20 protein-coding genes are annotated in these 18,563 nt (G+C 35.8%); 7 read left to right on the top strand and 13 right to left on the bottom strand.

All coding sequences use genetic code 11. From position 1 onward, the window contains the following. Window position 1: 1 nt before the first annotated feature. A complete protein-coding gene (pth, locus tag AC57AW_RS04780) occupies window positions 2-565 on the top strand; it encodes an aminoacyl-tRNA hydrolase (RefSeq protein ID WP_496351002.1) in 564 nt (187 codons plus the stop codon). 154 nt (window positions 566-719) lie between these two features. Here pth and AC57AW_RS04775 read toward each other — a convergent pair whose 3' ends face one another. The 4 genes from AC57AW_RS04775 to AC57AW_RS04760 all read right to left on the bottom strand — a co-directional run bounded on the left by AC57AW_RS04775 (window position 720) and on the right by AC57AW_RS04760 (window position 4,140). Continuing rightward, window positions 720-1,355, bottom strand: a complete 636-nt coding sequence (locus tag AC57AW_RS04775; RefSeq protein WP_413228593.1) for a carbonic anhydrase — start codon at window positions 1,353-1,355, stop codon at window positions 720-722. Window positions 1,356-1,409: 54 nt separating this feature from the next. Continuing rightward, window positions 1,410-3,002, bottom strand: a complete 1,593-nt coding sequence (locus AC57AW_RS04770; RefSeq protein ID WP_318847339.1) for a SulP family inorganic anion transporter — start codon at window positions 3,000-3,002, stop codon at window positions 1,410-1,412. Between the two features lie 148 nt (window positions 3,003-3,150). Further along, window positions 3,151-3,450, bottom strand: coding sequence for a hypothetical protein (locus tag AC57AW_RS04765; RefSeq protein ID WP_047380370.1), 300 nt, complete (start codon window positions 3,448-3,450; stop codon window positions 3,151-3,153). 21 nt (window positions 3,451-3,471) lie between these two features. Next, on the bottom strand, window positions 3,472-4,140 hold the full coding sequence (locus tag AC57AW_RS04760; RefSeq protein WP_496351001.1) for a carbonic anhydrase: 669 nt from the start codon (window positions 4,138-4,140) through the stop codon (window positions 3,472-3,474). A 386-nt stretch (window positions 4,141-4,526) separates the two neighbouring features. Between AC57AW_RS04760 and AC57AW_RS04755 the strand changes: the two genes are divergently transcribed. Further along, on the top strand, window positions 4,527-5,666 hold the full coding sequence (locus AC57AW_RS04755; protein WP_496351000.1) for a helix-turn-helix domain-containing protein: 1,140 nt from the start codon (window positions 4,527-4,529) through the stop codon (window positions 5,664-5,666). A 130-nt stretch (window positions 5,667-5,796) separates the two neighbouring features. Then, window positions 5,797-6,402, top strand: coding sequence for a DUF2306 domain-containing protein (locus AC57AW_RS04750; RefSeq protein ID WP_496350999.1), 606 nt, complete (start codon window positions 5,797-5,799; stop codon window positions 6,400-6,402). Window positions 6,403-6,429: 27 nt separating this feature from the next. Here the strand turns inward: AC57AW_RS04750 and AC57AW_RS04745 are convergent, their stop codons facing one another. From AC57AW_RS04745 to AC57AW_RS04730, 4 genes are all read right to left on the bottom strand, one after another. Continuing rightward, entirely contained in the window at window positions 6,430-7,923 is a 1,494-nt protein-coding gene (locus AC57AW_RS04745; protein WP_496350998.1) for a phosphoethanolamine transferase, read from the bottom strand. A gap of 540 nt (window positions 7,924-8,463) precedes the next feature. After that, window positions 8,464-9,018, bottom strand: a complete 555-nt coding sequence (locus AC57AW_RS04740) for a serine O-acetyltransferase (protein ID WP_496350997.1) — start codon at window positions 9,016-9,018, stop codon at window positions 8,464-8,466. 11 nt (window positions 9,019-9,029) lie between these two features. Then, window positions 9,030-10,178, bottom strand: a complete 1,149-nt coding sequence (locus tag AC57AW_RS04735) for a glycosyltransferase (protein WP_496350996.1) — start codon at window positions 10,176-10,178, stop codon at window positions 9,030-9,032. Window positions 10,179-10,210: 32 nt separating this feature from the next. Continuing rightward, a complete protein-coding gene (locus AC57AW_RS04730) occupies window positions 10,211-10,687 on the bottom strand; it encodes an acyltransferase (RefSeq protein ID WP_228408609.1) in 477 nt (158 codons plus the stop codon). A 146-nt stretch (window positions 10,688-10,833) separates the two neighbouring features. On the opposite strand from AC57AW_RS04730, the gene AC57AW_RS04725 reads away from it, so the two are divergent. From AC57AW_RS04725 to AC57AW_RS04715, 3 genes are read left to right on the top strand one after another with little or no spacing between them, the layout of a single operon-like run. Further along, a complete protein-coding gene (locus tag AC57AW_RS04725; protein ID WP_496350995.1) occupies window positions 10,834-11,805 on the top strand; it encodes a 3-oxoacyl-ACP synthase III family protein in 972 nt (323 codons plus the stop codon). A gap of 27 nt (window positions 11,806-11,832) precedes the next feature. After that, the gene (locus AC57AW_RS04720) at window positions 11,833-12,066 is read left to right on the top strand and encodes a phosphopantetheine-binding protein (protein WP_047380387.1); all 234 of its coding nucleotides are present in this window, start codon (window positions 11,833-11,835) and stop codon (window positions 12,064-12,066) included. Continuing rightward, window positions 12,066-12,824 (top strand): SDR family NAD(P)-dependent oxidoreductase, encoded by a 759-nt coding sequence (locus AC57AW_RS04715; RefSeq protein WP_318847331.1) that lies wholly within the window; start codon window positions 12,066-12,068, stop codon window positions 12,822-12,824. Before AC57AW_RS04720 ends, AC57AW_RS04715 begins: the two co-directional genes overlap by 1 nt. A 1-nt stretch (window position 12,825) precedes the next feature. Here AC57AW_RS04715 and AC57AW_RS04710 read toward each other — a convergent pair whose 3' ends face one another. Genes AC57AW_RS04710 through AC57AW_RS04700 form a run of 3 tightly spaced genes read right to left on the bottom strand, consistent with a single transcriptional unit; the run spans window position 12,826 to window position 15,361 of the window. Further along, a complete protein-coding gene (locus AC57AW_RS04710) occupies window positions 12,826-13,980 on the bottom strand; it encodes a glycosyltransferase (RefSeq protein ID WP_318847330.1) in 1,155 nt (384 codons plus the stop codon). Beyond that, window positions 13,980-14,819, bottom strand: a complete 840-nt coding sequence (locus AC57AW_RS04705) for a glycosyltransferase family 2 protein (RefSeq protein ID WP_496350994.1) — start codon at window positions 14,817-14,819, stop codon at window positions 13,980-13,982. Before AC57AW_RS04705 ends, AC57AW_RS04710 begins: the two co-directional genes overlap by 1 nt. Beyond that, the gene (locus tag AC57AW_RS04700; protein WP_496350993.1) at window positions 14,819-15,361 is read right to left on the bottom strand and encodes an acyltransferase; all 543 of its coding nucleotides are present in this window, start codon (window positions 15,359-15,361) and stop codon (window positions 14,819-14,821) included. The genes AC57AW_RS04705 and AC57AW_RS04700 overlap by 1 nt, the downstream gene beginning before the upstream one ends. Before the next feature lie 167 nt (window positions 15,362-15,528). On the opposite strand from AC57AW_RS04700, the gene AC57AW_RS04695 reads away from it, so the two are divergent. Then, window positions 15,529-16,563, top strand: a complete 1,035-nt coding sequence (locus tag AC57AW_RS04695) for an acyltransferase family protein (RefSeq protein ID WP_496350992.1) — start codon at window positions 15,529-15,531, stop codon at window positions 16,561-16,563. Between the two features lie 44 nt (window positions 16,564-16,607). Here the strand turns inward: AC57AW_RS04695 and AC57AW_RS04690 are convergent, their stop codons facing one another. Both AC57AW_RS04690 and AC57AW_RS04685 read right to left on the bottom strand, forming a co-directional pair. Then, entirely contained in the window at window positions 16,608-17,546 is a 939-nt protein-coding gene (locus AC57AW_RS04690) for a glycosyltransferase family 2 protein (RefSeq protein ID WP_496350991.1), read from the bottom strand. A 10-nt stretch (window positions 17,547-17,556) separates the two neighbouring features. Next, window positions 17,557-18,555: an acyltransferase family protein gene (locus AC57AW_RS04685; protein WP_496350990.1), complete on the bottom strand. Its 999-nt coding sequence runs from the start codon at window positions 18,553-18,555 to the stop codon at window positions 17,557-17,559. Window positions 18,556-18,563 lie beyond the last annotated feature (8 nt).

The raw sequence follows: 18,563 nt of genomic DNA, 5'->3' as shown, positions 1-18,563 counted from the left end.
GATGAAATATTTAATCGTCGGGCTTGGTAACAAAGGCTCAGAATATGAAAATACACGACATAATATAGGCTTTAAAGTAGCTGAAAAAATAGCGGAAACTCTTGAAGTATCATTCAACACCTCCAACTTTGGATGGCTGGCAGAAGGAAAGCATAAAGGCAGAAAAGTTTTTATCCTTAAACCAGATACCTACATGAATCTTTCCGGAAATGCAGTGAAATACTGGATGCAAAAAGAAAATATTCCTTTGGAAAATGTACTGATCGTGACGGATGATCTTGCCCTTCCTTTCGGAACGTTAAGATTGAAAGGAAAGGGGTCTGATGCAGGCCACAACGGGCTCAAAAACATTAATGAAGTATTGCAGACTCAGAATTACGCAAGGCTTCGTTTTGGAATATCTGCTGATTTCTCTGCCGGGAGACAGGTTGACTATGTATTAGGAACCTGGAATGAAGAAGAAGTGGCAACACTTACTGAGAGAATTGAAACCTTTTCAAAGGCAAGCCTTTCTTTCGTATTTGCAGGATTGAATAATACAATGTCTGCATTTAATGGGAAATAGTTGAGAGGTAATGGATTATAGGTGTCAGGTGATAGGGAAGTGACAGTTTTTATTCTGGCTTGTCTCTGCACCATTGCATAATGAAAAAATAAATGCCACCGGATTCCGGTGGCATTTTCTGTAAATTATAATTGAAATTTAATGAGTTTTATCTTTATAACCAGCTTACTGCACCTGTTTCAACATCGTAATTGGCTCCAACAATTTTAATTTTACCTTCGTTTTCAAGGTTTCTAAGTGTTGAACTTTGTTTACGGATATCTTCAATTGCATTTTTTACATTTTGCTGATTAAGCCTTTCCAATAGAGAGCTGTTTTTTGATGAACGCTCTTCATTTTCTTCAATAATATCATTGATGATAGGGTTGAAATGATTGATCAGGTGGTTAAGATTATCCATCCCCAATCCTTCAATCTGTGCAGCATCAAGACCTCCTTTCAAAGCGCCGCATTTCGTGTGTCCTAAAACTACAATAAGTTTAGAACCGGCAACGTTACAGCCAAATTCCATAGATCCAAGAATGTCCTGATTAACAAAATTACCGGCAATTCTGATACTGAAAACGTCTCCTAATCCCTGGTCAAAGATAAGCTCCGCAGAAGTACGGCTGTCTATACAGCTCAAAACTACGGCAAACGGCCATTGTCCTTCACGGGTAGCATTCACTTGTTCAAGAAGGTCTCTATTTGCTTTAAGGTTGTTTACAAATCTTTGGTTTCCTTCTTTTAAGAATTCTAATGCTTTCTCTGGAGTGATAGTAGACTGTGTTTCGTATGTATGTGCTTTCATATTATGTATTGTTTTCGAATTTAAAGTTAAAAAAAAATTAATTGTAAATGGAGATTACATGGCTCTTTTGTGAGTAACCAAAATATGGGAATCCTCACTTCTTTCGTAATCTCTGTATGAAGTTTTAAAGCCTAGAAGTTCTACGTTGATGTCCTGTTCTTTTGCGCGGATATTGGCAAAATCCTGAATCATTTCCAGTACATCTGTGGCGATGTATGAAGTGCTTCTTGCATCAATGATAACCGTTGAGCTTGGTTTTATATTTTTAAGTGTTTTTTTGATAGCTGCCTTATTTAAAAATGATACTTCTTCAGCTAGTTTTATATTGATTCCATCTGCATCATCCAGCCTTTCTCTGCTTAAGTAATAAGCTCTTTTCATATTCCCCTGAAGAATATAGAAAACTGAGATGGTAAGACCAATTCCTACTCCTTTTAATAAATCTGTTGCCACAACAGCTACCACTGTTGCTACAAACGGAATAAACTGGAATTTTCCTAAATGCCAGAAATGCTTGAACGTAGCTGGCTTTGCCAATTTATATCCCACTAAAATTAATACCGCTGCCAAAGTAGCTAATGGGATTAAGTTGAGAATAACAGGAATAGAAAGTACACAGATCAATAAGAATATCCCGTGAATAATAGCTGAAGCTTTAGAAGTTGCGCCGGCGTTAGCATTAGCAGAACTTCTTACCACAACAGATGTCATTGGAAGACCTCCAATAAATGAGCTGATAAGGTTTCCGATTCCCTGAGCCTTAAGCTCAAGATTGGTATCCGTAATTCTTCTCTGTCTGTCTAATCGGTCTGATGCTTCTATACAAAGTAACGTTTCAATAGAGGCCACAATAGCAATTGTTGCTCCTACGATCCATACTTTAGGATTTGTGAAACCATTAAAGTCAGGAGTGGTAATCAGGTTCTTGAAATCATCAAAAGACTTGGGAACAGGTAAAGAAACCAGATGCTGGGTTTCGATAGCCAGAGAGCTTCCGGACATCTTAAAGAGCTGATTCAAAAGAATACTTACAATTACCGCAACCAAAGCTCCGGGAAGCATTTTCAGCCTCTTCAGAACATGGATTTTATCCCATGCAATAAGAACTGCCACTGAAACTAAAGTAATCACGATAGCTCCAGGATGAATAGCCCCAAATAATTCTGTAAAATATCCGAAGTTTAAACCATTGTCAAAAATAGATTCATGACCTTCATAGTCTTTATCGAATCCTAGAGCATGCGGAATCTGTTTTAAAATAATAATGATTCCTATAGCAGCAAGCATTCCTTCAATCACATTGTTCGGGAAATAGTTGGAGATACTTCCCGCTCTTACAAACCCTAAAATCAATTGAATAAGTCCTGCAATAATCCCCGCACAAAGGAAAAGTTCAAATGCGCCAAGATCTGTTATAGCGGTTAAAACAATTGCCGTTAAACCCGCTGCAGGTCCGGAAACTGAAATATTAGAATTACTGAGTGTTCCTACTACCAGGCCGCCTATAATACCGGAAATAATACCTGATAATGGGGGAGCACCTGATGCTAAAGCAATTCCTAAACACAACGGAAGTGCTACTAAAAATACCACGAGTCCTGAAGGAAAATTCTCCTTGATTCCTCCTATTAATGATGTCTTTTTCATAATGTGAAGCTGTAAAGTATAACCGGCTTATTTCATTGTAAATAAGTCAATTATAAAAAGTTGAGAAAAAAAATAATTTTTAAAGTACGTGTGTATCCGATATCAAAAATGATATGGAAATAGTATCAAAAAAATCTAATGATAGGAGTTACGCTTCCGGAGGGGGAGAAAATATAGTAAGTAAAGGTGAAAGATGAAAAGAATCATCTATCAGTACAAAAGACACGCCCTGAAAATCAGGCTCGGAAAACTTCAGGTAGTCGAAAACGTCCAAAGGTTTCGGAATAGTCTTTTCGTAAACAATGAATGAGGATGGGTGAGAATGTGGTTCTTCTTCGTTGATTATTATATTCGTTCTTGCAATATCCCAGCCCGCTACCGCAGCAATGCCTGGCAGCGCTGTAAAATTCAGAAAAAACGTTAATACAATAATACTCCAGAATTTCATTTTACATTCTTTTTAGAAAAACTACTTGGTCTTTCTGCTCATTACCCAATCTGAACCTGTAAGGTTGTAGATCTTTTGGATGTCTTTTAAGGTTTTCTCAAAATCAATTTCCAGATCAATGATCTTACCTGTTCTAAGGTCAAATACCCAGCCGTGTACAATAGGTTGTTCTTCTAAAATATACCTTTCCTGTACGCAGGCCATTTTGATTACGTTGATGCACTGCTCCTGAACATTAAGTTCTACAAGTCTGTCATAACGCTTGTTTTCGTCTTCAATAGAATCCAGCTCTGCCTGATGTAATCTGTAAACATCACGAATGTTTCTCAGCCAGGGATTCAATAATCCCAGATCCTGAGGAGTCATCGCTGCTTTTACACCACCACAGTTGTAATGTCCACATACAATAATGTGTTTCACTTTCAGATGTTCTACAGCATATTGAATAACCGCTGTGGAACTCATATCTAAAGTATTGACAACATTGGCAATGTTTCTGTGAACAAAAACTTCGCCCGGCTTTGCTCCCATCAATTCTTCTGCTGTGGCTCTGCTGTCTGAACATCCGATATAAAGGAATTCAGGATGCTGAGTTTTTGCAAGTTCTTTGAAGAAATTCGGGTCTTCAGCTACTTTGGATTCTACCCATTTTTTATTGTTTTCAAAAATAACCTCGTACGATTGTGACATAATTTTAAATTTTTAAAAGCTTATAATTATTTATTTCGTTTAAATTATTTCCAAAATCAATAGACTAAATCAATAATTGTACAAAAATATACTTTTTGTTAAAAAATCAATCACTTTTAACAAAGTTTAATATTAAAATATGCTTAAAATCATATCCCATATTCCGATATACTTTGCTTTGCAGCCATTAGGCTCTATATAGGGTAATCCAAACGCTCAAAAACCACGATAAAATTACGAAGTATAAATTAAAATTCAAGATTTGTGAATTAAAATATTCTTAATTTATTGTCAGATAATCGAACTGTTTTGGAAGGGCTATTAAAAAAGCTGTTATATATCTCAAAAAATGAATAATTTAACACCCTTATTAATCTATCAATCTGATGTCTGATTTTGGTCTGCAATCCTTATCACCACTATTTTACTGGGCAGGAATTTTTATTGCCTTTTTTTCATCTTTTCTGATATTGGGTAAATCCAAAAAAGTGACGGCAGATTATGTGCTGGCGATATGGTTTATGATCATAGGGGTGCATCTCATTTTTTTTGTTTTGTTTCGCGCAGAAGGTTATTTGCATTTTCCGGCTCTCATTGGTTTCGAGATTCCTTTTCCTTTCATGCATGGGCCGATGCTGTATGTATATATTTTGTGTGTCACCAACCAAAATTCCGGCAAAAAGATTTGGCTGCTGCATTGGATCCCGGTTCTGTTCATTTATATCGCTTTGTTTCAGTTTTTGATGCTTTCTCCTCAGGATAGATTAGCTGTTTATCAGAATAAAGGTAAAGGATATGAAACATTGAGCCAGGTGATCAAAATTCTTATGATTATCTCCGGAATTCTATATGTAGGACTAAGTCTTCTTGCTGTCAGAAAATACAAGAAAGAAATCTCTGACCAATATTCAAATACTGAGAAAATCAATCTGAATTGGGTGTATTATCTTATTATCGGTATAGCACTGATATGGGTGGCTGTTATTATAAGAAATAATATTCTTATTTTTTCTATGGTAGTTTTGTTTATCCTGGTTGCCGCTTATTTCGGAATCAGCGGAGTTGGAATTCTGGATTATTCAGCAATAAAGATGGAGAAGACGATGGAAAATATTCCGGTTGAAAATCATTCTGAAATTCCAAAATATGAGAAAACCTTTGCCGGAGAAGAAGCAATACAGGAGATTTATAATAAGCTGGTCATTCAGATGGAAAAGGAAAAGCTGTATAAAGATCCCGAATTGAACCTGAACTATGTTGCAAAGCTTTTGGATGTTCATCCCAATATACTTTCCCAAACCATCAATTTTGTTGAAAACAAAAACTTTTACGATTATATCAACCGTCAGCGGATTGAAGAATTTAAAAGGATAGCAGTATTACCTGAAAATGGAAAGTTTACGTTTCTTTCATTGGCATTTGAGAGTGGGTTTAATTCAAAAACGTCATTTAACCGGAATTTTAAGAAATACATGGACTGCTCACCTAGAGAATTTCTAAAAAGTCAGAGCATTACTATGGAATAACCCGTTAGTTGATTTTTTTAAACGTAAGTTGTTGTTTTATAGTAGTTAGTGAATTTGTTCCACCTTTCATTTTGGAACAGATGAAGCATTTATATTCCTCATTTTTACAGAAAAATTGAATCAGATCTTTATGAGAAAATTATTATTTGTAATCATGTGTGTGTTAGCATTGCTTATTGGTGCTTATCCTCTTATTTATGCTTTTGTGGAGCATAAACATACCTTTTTAGGATCTAAATCTCCTGAAATACTTCATAATATCATCTGGAAAACAGCCTTTTTTGCCCATATTATTTTCGGAGGGCTGGCGCTTTTTATCGGTTGGCGGCAGTTTGGCAGTTCATTCCGGAACAAATACCTCAAAATTCATAGGAAAATTGGAGGTTTCTACGTAATTGCAGTGATCATAAGTTCTGTTTCTGCTATTTATATGAGTTTTTACGCTAATGGTGGACTCATTTCCACAATAGGATTTATCAGTTTAGGATGTACCTGGCTCATGACAACTCTTGCTGCAGTTGGGCAGATAAGAAAAGGAAGTGTTGTGATGCATCAACAGCTCATGATTTATAGCTACGCTTGTACTTTTGCTGCGGTGGCACTGAGATTGTGGTATCCTTTGTTAACCAATATTACCGGAGATCCTGAGAACTCTTATATTGCCGTTGCATGGTTATGCTGGGTCCCTAATCTATTGATTGCTTATTTTATCAATAAAAGAATGACTGTGATATAGTTTTTCTTTCTCAGTAGAGATTATATTTTACTCCGGCAGCTGTCTATATTCCATACTCTTCATCTCTAAATTTAAATATTTATTGCCTTCATTTTTATAATGCTGAGGAACCTCAAGACCCATATATTTCATAATCAGAGGATAAATATAGGTCGTTTGGGTCTGCTTGGTTTCATGTCCGGTAATTCTATACGCTGCAGGAACTTTATCTCCATACCACACAAAGAATGGAACCTGGGTAGATTCTTTAGAGTCTACATGCAGTAATTTGTCTCCCTGTATTTTAAGTCCATGATCTGATGCATAGATGACTACGGAATTGGTGTTTTTCAGCGTGCGGAAAATATTATTGAATACATAATCAGTGTATTTTATGGAGCTGTCATAGCAGTTTAGATCCTCGGAGTTCCAGTTGGGAGGAAGTCTGTTGCATGGATTGGGGTGGCTTCCCATGATGTGAAGAACCACAAATTTATCCTCTTTCTTCTGAATAACCTTCTCCAATTCCGGAACAATTACTTCGTCATAACCGTTTACCCATTTTTTATTTTTAGACATCGAAGCGATGGCTGTTATCCCTCTTGCGCTCGCCTGTGTGCTGAGCCAGAAAGAATTGTATCCGGTTTGATTGGCCAGATTGATAATATTGTATGATAGTTTGTCATAACGATATCTGAATTCATCAGGATGAATGCTGGACAACATTAAAGGAACACTCAGATTGGTAATTCCTGCAGGAGAAACGGCATTGTCAAAGATCATCATGTTCTCAGCCTGCTGATCCGTATAAGGAGTTGTCTTTTTAGAATAGCCATACAGTGACATATTTTGCTTTCTTTCAGACTCTCCGATGATCAGAATTACATTTTCTATTCCCGGCTGTATTTTCTTGATGTTGAAAACGGGAACGTTTTTTTTGATTTCATTAATATCTTCCTGAATTTTCAATGCTGTGTTGAAATCAGAATAATGATAATACACACTTTTGATCATTTTTCCACCTCCTTTATTGCTTACATATCTGTGTTTAAGATAAAAAGTAAACGGCATAAGAAGCCATAATAAAGCAATAATGATGAACTTGATATTGAATGTAACTACATTTTTTTTCAGGTAATTGACAGAGTAAAGTAACAATCCCAGAAAGATAAAAAATAAAATTCCCGGCAGAATAAACATATAAGACATACTCATAGCCTCATTCACGTTAGATTCCAGAATACTGATAGCCATTCCCACATTAAACCCTGAATGGTAAATGAAAAAACAGGATACGGATATCAGAAAGTTGATACTTAATAATATGCATAGAATGACAGCGATGGCAGTGGTATATTTATTCTTAAAAAGAAGTGCACAGAATACAAGGAAAGAACAAAACATAATTCCATATTCAAAAATATTCCGGATGCTTTCCAGCTTTTCTGCCCCGAATAGATTATCAAAGATATAAGGGAAGGAAAGAAGAAAACCTGTGAGATAGATTAAAATAAGAAAAATCGGAATTATTTTTTTGAGCATGGTTGTATATATATTTTCAGGGCTGTTAAGATCATTTTTTAATAATCTTTCTTAAGAGTCTTTCGGGTAAGAGTCTGCTGAATATCAGAATCATGTATGGCATGAGAAGAATTAATGTCAGATAATAATTCTTAGGTGTTACAGATATTGTATCAACTCAAAAAGAAACTTTTGAAAGATAATTGTTACAGTTGCATGGCGGAGAGTTATTTCTGTCCGCTTAGATTTTCAATGATGGTAGAAAATGTAACTATAGAGCTGATAGTGCAGATAGGGAATGGGGAAAATGCGGATGTATTTCTTTCATCAAAAATTATTTTTTAAATTAATTAAGCCTGGGTTGTGTTTTTAATATTAAGCGATTTTTATCAGAACAAGTGACATTGATGGATTGAGGCCATCCGGATCATAAAACTTACTATTGTTTATAAAACCGATTGATTGTATCGTTATTTCATAACCAAACAATGCCTTTTTTACAAATGTACACGAAATTACCGATAAATGCAAGTAGAACTTTTACTATAAGTGCTGGAATTACTACACTTTACGGTTGATATAATCCATTGTTGCATTGGGAGTAGGGATGATTTTTGCCGGGTTTCCTATAACAACAGAATTAGGGGGAACATCAAAGTTGACATAAGAGTTTGGAACAATCAAAACATTATTTCCAATAGTGATTGCCCCTACAATAACGGCATTGGTGCCTATCCAGACTTCATCACCAATGATTGGGGAACCTTCATTTTTTCCACGGTTTTGCTGGCCAATGGTAACTCCCTGTGCAATATTACAGTTTTTACCAATGACTGTTTTCGGATTGATGACAAGACTTCCCCAATGACCCAGATAAAATCCTTCGCCAATCTGGGTTTCAGGATAAATCTGAAATCCGTATTTGATTTGATAATGTCTTAATACAATTCTCCAGAACGTATTCAAAAGAGGATTCTTCTGATACTTCTGAGCCTTTCTCAAAATGTAAACAAAATGAAGATTGGGATTAATACATTTTTTCCAGATCTGAAAGGTTGAAAGCCACTTTCCGCTTTCCCGGTAAAAGTCTTTTTGAATGATAGAATAATCAGCCATTGTCAATGTTTTTATACTTCATCAATTATTTTCTGAAGATGTTCCACAGATTTTTCAAGCACAAACGGCAGCTCGGTTACTGAGATCTGTTTTTTGTATTCTTCAGTTACATTTTTATCAGTAAGAAACTTTTTCATTCCCTCATATATTCCCTCTTCGGAATTTGCAGTAATATTGCCCAGTTTTCCGTTTTGCAGGAGATCTCTGATGCCGGAAATATCCGTTGCAGAAATAGGTTTGTTGAGAATAAGTGCTTCCGCTATGATGGTAGGGAATCCCTCATGCCTTGATGACATTATATAGAAATCCGCTTTTTTCATATACGGATATGGATTACTGCTGAAGCCCAGCATTTTTGCAGTATCCTGAAGCCCTAGTGTATTGAGCTGATCCTGAGTTTTCTCAAAATCATAACCATCACCAATGATCAAAAGCTGATGCTTTAACCCTTCATCAATCAGTTTTTTATGAACATTCAATAATCTGTCGTAGCCTTTTTGTGGATATACAGTTCCTACCGTTACAAAAGTAGGAAGATCACTGTTGAAAGGATAATCATTGATCTCAATATCTGCCTTTCTTAAGGTATCATTCTTATCAATTGGATTAAAAATCTTGATCACAGAAGCCTTTTCCGCCTCATTTTTGGCGAGATTATGCATTCCTTCCTGCAGTTTGTTGGAAATCACAAGGATTCTGTCAAACTTGAAAAACTGTCTGATGACTTCCGGAGTGTATTCTTTCAAATTGAAAATGTCATTCTGCACCCAGATAATCTTTTTAGAATCTTTTTGAGGGCTGGACAGTATTTCCTGGTGCATAGCATGGATGGCGGCAATCTCTACATCGTATTTTTTATTTTTTAAAACAAATTTATAAAGTAGAGAAGGAAACCAAAGAAACATTTTCTGATAAAGAACCCTGTAGGCTTTCACAGGAATATCCTGAGGCCTGTTAGTTGTTATCATTTCCCCTTTTGTCAGATAGTATAAAGTTACCCATGACGGAACCTCTTTAATGTATAATCCCGAATAAAGGTTGACCAGAAGGTCTACTTCATATTTATCGGAAGGGAGATTTTTCAAAAAGTTGATTAATACTTTTTCTGCACCGCCATGACGTAATGAACCTATACGAATGAGGAGTTTTTTCTTTTTCAATTTGTTTCTTTTATGATTTTACAAGATTAAATTTATTTAATTTTTCTTGCTTTTTTATACTTGTGAGGAAGATTTTCTTTGATATAGGCATCCAGTTTTTTCCTGTCTTTCTCCAGTTCGCGGGGATATTCCGGGTTGTTTTTAAGAACAATATCACCATAATCTTCAATGGTGCAGAGAAATTGCGCTGGATTCCCGATAAAAACCGTATTATCAGGCATAGATTGTGACAGCACAGAGTTGGCCCCCAGAATACAGTTGTTACCAATCTGTACATCCTGCATAATTACAGCATTGAGACCAATTGTACAGTTGTTTCCAATCTTTATTCTTCCAAGAATTCTGGCATCTTCATATCCGGGAAGTCTTCTCAATAGAGTAGTGGTTCCGCCGTGATTTACAAATCTTACGTCTCCGGCAATATTCACATTGTCACCAATCTCAATAAGGTAAGGTTCAGTTCCAAAATACACTTTATCAGGCATATTGAAGTTTTTTCCTACCTTCATACCTCTATATTTAGCCACTTCAAGACTGCCTCTATTCAAAAAAGATTGATAGAGAGCGTCTATTTTTAATAGGATTCTGAATATAAAAATCATCACAAGTGTAAAGTTGTTTTCGTTACTTTTGCAAAGAAAGAGAATTTATTAATATGATGAAAATTTCAAAAATAGAATATTATCTGCCTCAGCAGGTGTTAACTAACGAGGGTCTTGAAAAATTGTTCCCCGAATGGAGTTCAGAACGCATCAAGGAGAAAGTAGGTATTTCCCAACGTCATATTTCTTCAGACAACGAAACGGTGCTGGATATGGCGGTACAATCTTCAGAAAAAATTTTCGAAAACTATGACCGGGATAAAGTAGATTTTATTTTGTTCTGTACCCAAAGTCCGGAGTATTTTCTGCCTACAACGGCCTGTATTTTGCAGGACAGACTGAGACTTAGAAAAAATATCGGAGCTATAGATTTTAATCTTGGCTGTTCAGGATTTGTATATGGACTGGCTTTTGCGAAAGGATTGATTGCTGCAGGAATTGCAAAGAGTATTCTTTTGGTTACTTCAGAAACGTACACTAAACATATTCATCCCGATGATAAAGGAAACCGAAGCATATTCGGGGATGCTTCAGCTTCAGCAATTGTTGAAAAGGCAGAGGGTAATGACTACCAATTCTGTCTGGGAACAGACGGAAGCGGTGCCGAAAACCTTATCGTGAAGAAAGGGGCTTTCAAAAAAGACTTTGAACTGAATCCCGAGCATGAATTCAGTCCTGAAAATATTTATATGAATGGTCCTGAGATTTTTAATTTTACGATTGAAAATATCCCGGGATTGGTAAAGGAAACCCTTGAAGTAAACGGAATGACGATGGATGATATTGACCATTTTGTTTTTCACCAGGCCAATTCTTTTATGCTGAATTATTTAAGAAAGAAAACAAAAATACCGGCTGAAAAGTTCTATATTGATATGGAAAATACCGGGAACACTGTTTCTGCAACCATTCCTATTGCTCTTAAAAACATGATGGATAAGGGAATGCTGAAGGAAGGAGATAAGGTTTTAATGGCAGGCTTTGGGGTAGGATATTCATGGGGTGCCACTATTATGGAAATTTAAGATAACAAACATTTAAAATTATAAAATATGAAAACATCCGTTTTTTTAGAAAAACTACAAGAAGAATTGGAGGAAGATGAAACATTGACCACTGAAACGAATTTAAAATCTTTGGAAAGCTATGACTCTATCAGTTTGCTTTCTGTTATTGCGTTTGTAGACGAAAATTTCAGCAAAAAAATTGATACCAAGCACTTTAAAGATATCGAAACTGTTTCAGATCTGATGAATGTTATAGGAAAAGAAAATTTTGAAGATTAATGGTTGCTTTCTCATTAAAAAATAAAATTATTCTCATTACAGGCGCTTCTTCCGGGATCGGGAGAAGTTGTTCTGTAGAATGCAGCCAAAGCGGTGCAGATCTGATTCTCGTGGGAAGAAACCAGGAAGAACTGATGAAAACCGTTTCTCTGCTGAATCCTGAAACCAAAGTTGAGATCATTGCTGAAGATATTACCCAATCTGACAATCTTGAAGCAATCATTGCTGATAAAGTTTCAGTTTTAGGTAAGATTTCAGGATTTATACACTGTGCCGGTATCGAAAAAACATTACCATTAAAAAAGCACAATCCTCAGTTGTATCAGGATATATTTTCAATAAATGTTATCGCCGGTCTTGAAATTGCTAAAATTTTATCTCTAAAAAAATATAAAGACGAAACCTCCAGTTTTGTATTTATTTCTTCCGTTGCCGGAATGGTAGGAGAGGCTGGAAAGGCTGCTTATTCTGCAAGTAAAGGAGCTGTGATTTCAGGAGCCCGTTCGTTGGCTATGGAACTTTCCAGAAGTAAAATCCGTGTCAACAGCATAAGCCCTGCAATGGTAAATACCCCGATTCTGGAAAAAATGTTTGAAGATATTGGTGAAGAAGCTTCATCAGAAATCATAAAAAAGCATCCGCTGGGAATAGGTGATCCTAAAGATGTAGCGAATGCTTGTATTTTTCTATTGTCTGATGCCTCAAGATGGGTTACAGGAACTAATCTTGTAGTCGACGGAGGATATTCCGCACAGTAATTTATTTTTTGTACAGCGTTTCAATAATATTTTCTACGCTGTCAAATATTTTCTTATTGTCAAACTGACTTTCAATATTTTTAAGATTTTCTCTGATATGGAGAACAAGGCTGGGATCGGTAAAGAATGTCTTCATTGCCGAATACATTTCATCCACCTCATAACTGATGAGGTATCCCGTTTCCCGGTCTTTGATCATCAGCCCTACATCACCTACATTCGTTGCAATAATAGGTTTCTGGAGGATTAATGCTTCAGCAATGACCAAAGGCCATGCTTCAGATTCCGAAGAAAGGATGAAATAATCGGCCTTTTTGATGTACGGATATGGGTTCATCTGATTTCCAGCCAAAATAAATGTTTTTTCAACGTTATTTTTTGCGACCTGAGCTTTAAGGTTCTTCATTTCGTCGCCATCACCAATGACGATGATGCTATGATGGAATCCTTCGTTGATAAGCCTTGTATGGGCTTCAATAAGTTTATGATATCCTTTTCTTGAATGAAGTCTTCCGATAGAAGCGAAAACAGGTCCTTCAGGGAAACTGTCAAGTTTTTCTTCAGCTTTACGTTTTATTTCCTCGATAGGAATAGGATTGATAATAACACTCTCAGCGGGATAATTGAGATTCGGATAATACTGATGCATCATATCCTTTATTTTATGAGAGCAATACACCATATGATCAAACTGCGGAAAACTCTTTAAAATATCCGGAACCAAAGGTTGAAATTTTGGAACATTGATTTCAGAGTGAAACCATCCGATTTTTTTTGAATTCTTATGGGTAGAACTAAGAATCGCATCATAATCCCTGTAATCCATCCCGATTTCTATATCAAAAGTATCATTGATAAGTTTGTCTGCAATGGAAGGGTTGTTTTTCAGTTTACGAAGTTTTAACCTTCTCTTGACAAGCTGAAGTTTCTGTAAGAGAGCGTTGTCGGAAAAGTCCTCTTTTCCATCAGTAAGATATATTTTTCTGATATGTTTCGGAAGTTCATCACGCAACTTACCCTGGTTGAGGGTAAGACATACTGTCATTTCAAATTTGTCAGGATTCAGGTTGTTGAGGAGCCCCAACAATACTTTTTCTACACCTCCCATTTCCATGGAGCGGTGTCTGAACAAAATTTTTATTTTTTTTTCTACCATTATCCGAAGATTGATTGTAAAGTAATTTTTATTTTTTTCTTGATACGGAAAGGAAGCTTATGCTGATATTGCAGCAGGCCAAATATTTCATCTGCCCCTGTATAATGATCAGGAATTTTCTGGCCGTTGATGGTTGTAAGCCCTCTGCGTTTCATGGTATTGAAAATCACCTGCGCAAAATACTCATGGGATTTCTTTTTATTGTCATTCTGGGAAATTCCTCCCTGATGAGTTCTGTACAGATAGTTGGTGTCATTAATGAACTGAACTTTCCCTTTTTCATACATCTTAAGGTACAGATCCTGGTCTTCTCCGATTTTTAAATCCGGATTCATTTTTTCAGTCTGTTCATATACTGCTTTTCTGAAAGTAACAAAATGAGCAATCTGAATCGGGAAATTAAAAAAATAAGGATCACCATTCGGGACCTGCATTGCAGATCTGAACGGAGAAATAGGTTTCAGATTCTGATCACAGGCCATAAACCTTGAATAGGTAAGGACTGTGTTTTTTTTAGTCTGAAAGATCTCCATACATTTTTCAATGGCCGTCGGGTGTATAGCATCATCAGGATCCAGGAATCCGCAGATTTCCCCTTCCGCCAGCTCAATCAGTTTACTTTTCGTAACACCTACACCGGAATTTTTTTCATTTTCAAAAAATCTAAACCTTTTATCATTTGAAATCATTTCCCGGATCATTTTCTTTCCGCTTTCAGAGGAGGCGTCATCAAGAATAATGGCTTCCCAGTCTGTATACGTCTGTTGAAGTATGCTTTCAAAACAGTCTTTGAAGAAATGAGCGTTATTATAATGGGCTATAAGAATAGAAAACTTCATTAGTGTTCCTTAAAGATTAATTCCTGATGATTGATCACGGTGGTATTGGAAGGCACATCTTTGTAAATGGTACATCCTGCCCCAATAATACAGTTATCCCCAATGGTAACTCCTTTTAAGACGGTAACATTACTTCCGAGCCAGCAATTGCTTCCGATTTTGATGGGAGCTGTGGTGAATTCAGCGTGAGACAGTTTAAAATCCGGATGGGTCTGATATGCATGGTTATGATCATACAGTTTTACATTTTCTCCAAATAACGTATTGTCACCTATTGAAATGCTGTCCAGACAGTTAATGGAACAGAAGTTATTCATGAAAAAATTGTTTCCGATTTCTAAAGTGGCATTCTGCTGCACAAGAACGTGTACATAGTTTCTGAAACTGACTGCATTACCAATGGTCACCTTCTTTACATTTTCATGCAGAATAAAATGATCACTGATCCCAAGCTTTATCCCCTTGAAAGAAACATGAGGATGTTTTTTGAGGATAGAAATCTGGCTTTTCCGTTGAAGTTTTGCTAAAATTTCATAAAGCATACCTAAATTTATTTTCACATTTGTAGCCTACAAATATAATTTGTTTTACATAATTATAATAATAAATCTTATTTTTGTGCCTTAAAATTAATACTTTATATCAAATAAAAGCAGCCTTCAACGTTGAGTCTGCCGTGTTTTGATAAAGTAAAGCATTTTGCGATTCTGTGAAGATAAGTCAGATTACATTTACCAGGTTTGTTGCCGCAATGGCAATTGTCATTTCTCATTTCAATAAAGATCTGTTTTTATATAAGATAGATTACATTTCCAATCTTTTTTTGAGAGCGAATGTAGGGGTAAGCTATTTCTTTATTCTTTCAGGGTTTATCATGATCATTGCTTATCATAAAAAGGATAAGATAGATTATCTTGAGTTTTATAAAAACAGGTTTGCCAGGATCTATCCGCTTTATATGCTGGGGCTTCTGCTGTATTTTATGACAAGATATGAAATGTTTGATTGGTATAAGCTGGTTTTATACGGATTGGGCATTCAGAGCTGGATATCAGGAGAAGCTATGATTCTTAATTTTCCGGGATGGTCTATCTCTGTAGAGTTTTTCTTTTACCTGCTTTTTCCGTTTTTATATAATTATTTTTACGCGAAGAAAAATAAAATGATCTGGGTATTTGCTATTGGACTCTGGCTGATTACTCAGGTATTTTCAAACCTTTATCCGATGTATGGGGCGTATGAAGGACCACACACGAAAAGTCATGAGTTTCTTTATTATTTCCCTTTCTGGCATCTTAATGAATTTCTGATCGGAAATCTGGCGGGAATATTTTTCGTGAGAAATTATAAGCAGAAAAATTACGACCGTCAGGTGGTTGCAGTCTTTATATTGATCCTTGTATCGCTGATGTTTGTTCCGCTTTTCTACCACAACGGTTTGATGGCTTTACTTTTTGTACCTGCAATTCTTCTGATTTCTGCTAATAACGGTTGGGTCAGCAAGCTTTTTTCATTGAAGCCGATGGAATATCTGGGAGAAATAAGTTACGGAATATACATTACTCATATCCCTGTTCTTTATCTTGTTAGGGAGTTTTTAAAATGGCAGGAATACACGTTCAGCATTGATATTGTATTTGTGATCTACATTATTGTTATGCTATTCAGTTCTGCGGTTTTTTATCAGTTTATTGAAAAGCCAATGCGGGATCTTTTAAGGAAGATCCATTTTACTAAACGATAAAAATAAAGTTTTTTTAAAACTAAATATCTAGTTTAGTCCTGCAATTAGAATAAATCGTTTCTAAAATTAATATTATAAAGTCCAGAGCGTATACTTTTATAATCGGTAAGAAGATATTTTGTAATCATTCCCCATTTTTTCAAAAACGGAGCATTGGCGATTTGGAAACTTCTGTAGACTCTTTTGATATGAATCTTAACATCATCAGGAATAGTATTTTCATTCTCTGCCCAACGGTTGACCTCCTTCCACAATACAACTCTTGTGGAGGCTGGCTTAACTTCTCTGGAATCTATTTTGGTAATTCTGTTATTCTCATGAACTCCTCTTACGGCTACTGCCTTATCAAGAATTCCCGGATATAAATTCAGATAGTAGGAGAGTCTGAATAAAAATTCAGTGTCCTGATGAAGCTTTAAATGAGTTTTAAAGAAATACTCCATGTTTCTCAAAGAACTTTTACGGATGGTCAATGCATCAATGCTGAAAAGTCCGAAAGTTCCTCTCATATTAAGCTGTCCCGGAAATACATCTTTTGGGGAATGCTTTTTATAAACCGTAGTCAGACGGTCACCAAAGACCTTGTAATATTGTTCCTTTGCTTTCTCAGAATAATAGTGAACCCCAATTGCACCATACACTCCATCTACATCTTTATTGACAAATAATTCTTTTTCTGCATCAAACCGGTTGGAAAGGTAGTAATCATCAGCATCCAGGAAAGCAATAAAGTCTCCTTCCGCTTTTTCCAGTCCTAAATTTCTGCTGGCACCCGCTCCGTGATTGCCCTGATCAGGATGCTGAAAAAGTTTTACCCTATCATGTTTTTCAGCAAGTTCCTTACAGACCTGCAGTGCATTGTCCGGAGATTTATCCTCTACCAAGACCACTTCATATACCTCTTCAAACTGAAGAGCAGAATCTACAGCCTGTGAAACATATTTTTCTGCATTGTAAACGGGAATAATTACTGAAATTTTCATTTGTATCGGATTATGCTTTTAATTTAATTTTTAAATAATTGGTTACTCTTTTCTCAACAAAATAATACAGAAGTGATGCCACTATAATGACTATGACAATTTTAAAAAGGAAAAAGGGAATGCTGAGGTAGCCTTCAACTTTAAATCTTTTTAGAACAATTTCTACAAAAGGATGTGACAGATATAATGAATAGGAGATGTCTCCCAGAAAAATTAATGCCTTGTTTCCTTTAAAACGAAATACATAATCAAAAGTTAAGAAAGAAAAGACAAACAGGGAAATAATGGCCAGCTTTATCATATCATTATCTATAGGAATAATGCTAAGCAGTACCAATATAAATAATACGATTCCTGTTACAGAAAGTAATGCTGCCCAGTTTTTTGGAATTGTAAATCTATTCAGTAAAAGTGAAAAAAGGATTCCCACCACAAAATAAAGGTTCAGAGAATGGGTTACCATTCGTAAATACGGGTTTTCAAAATGGATAAAATATCCTAAAATTGAAGTCAGAATAAAAAAACCTGCAATGAAATAATATCTTTTTTCTTTAAAAAATAATGAGAGTCCGAATATTAGATAAAAGAACATCTCAAAATTTAAGGACCAGCCTAAGAAAAGCACTGGAAATTCTTTCCTGGTAGGAAGGAATAGTAGTGAATGAATAAGCTCATAGAGTCCTGCTCCATGAAAATACAGGAGAAAGCTGCCTCCGGGTATCATGGCAGCAAATGTCAAAAGATAATACAGCGGGACAATTCTGATCATCCTTCTTTTGTAAAATAAAGTAATCTGCTGAAAAGAATCTTTACTGAAATTTATTTTTTGAGTGGTGAAAGCCATGATAAATCCACTGATAATAAAGAATACGGGAACGCCAATACTCCCTTTTTTAAAGAGAATATTACCAAGATCCAGCCCGGGCAGATTTATTGTTTCACGGAAATGAAAGCAACAGACCAATAAGGCGGAGATCCCTCTTAATATCTGGAGGTTGTTAAGTTTCATGACAGAAT

This window comes from Chryseobacterium sp. BGA-UO-ETr-SB22, assembly GCF_059567885.1.
Note: the sequence above shows the minus strand (reverse complement) of the source record. Positions and strands in the feature narration are given on the sequence as shown.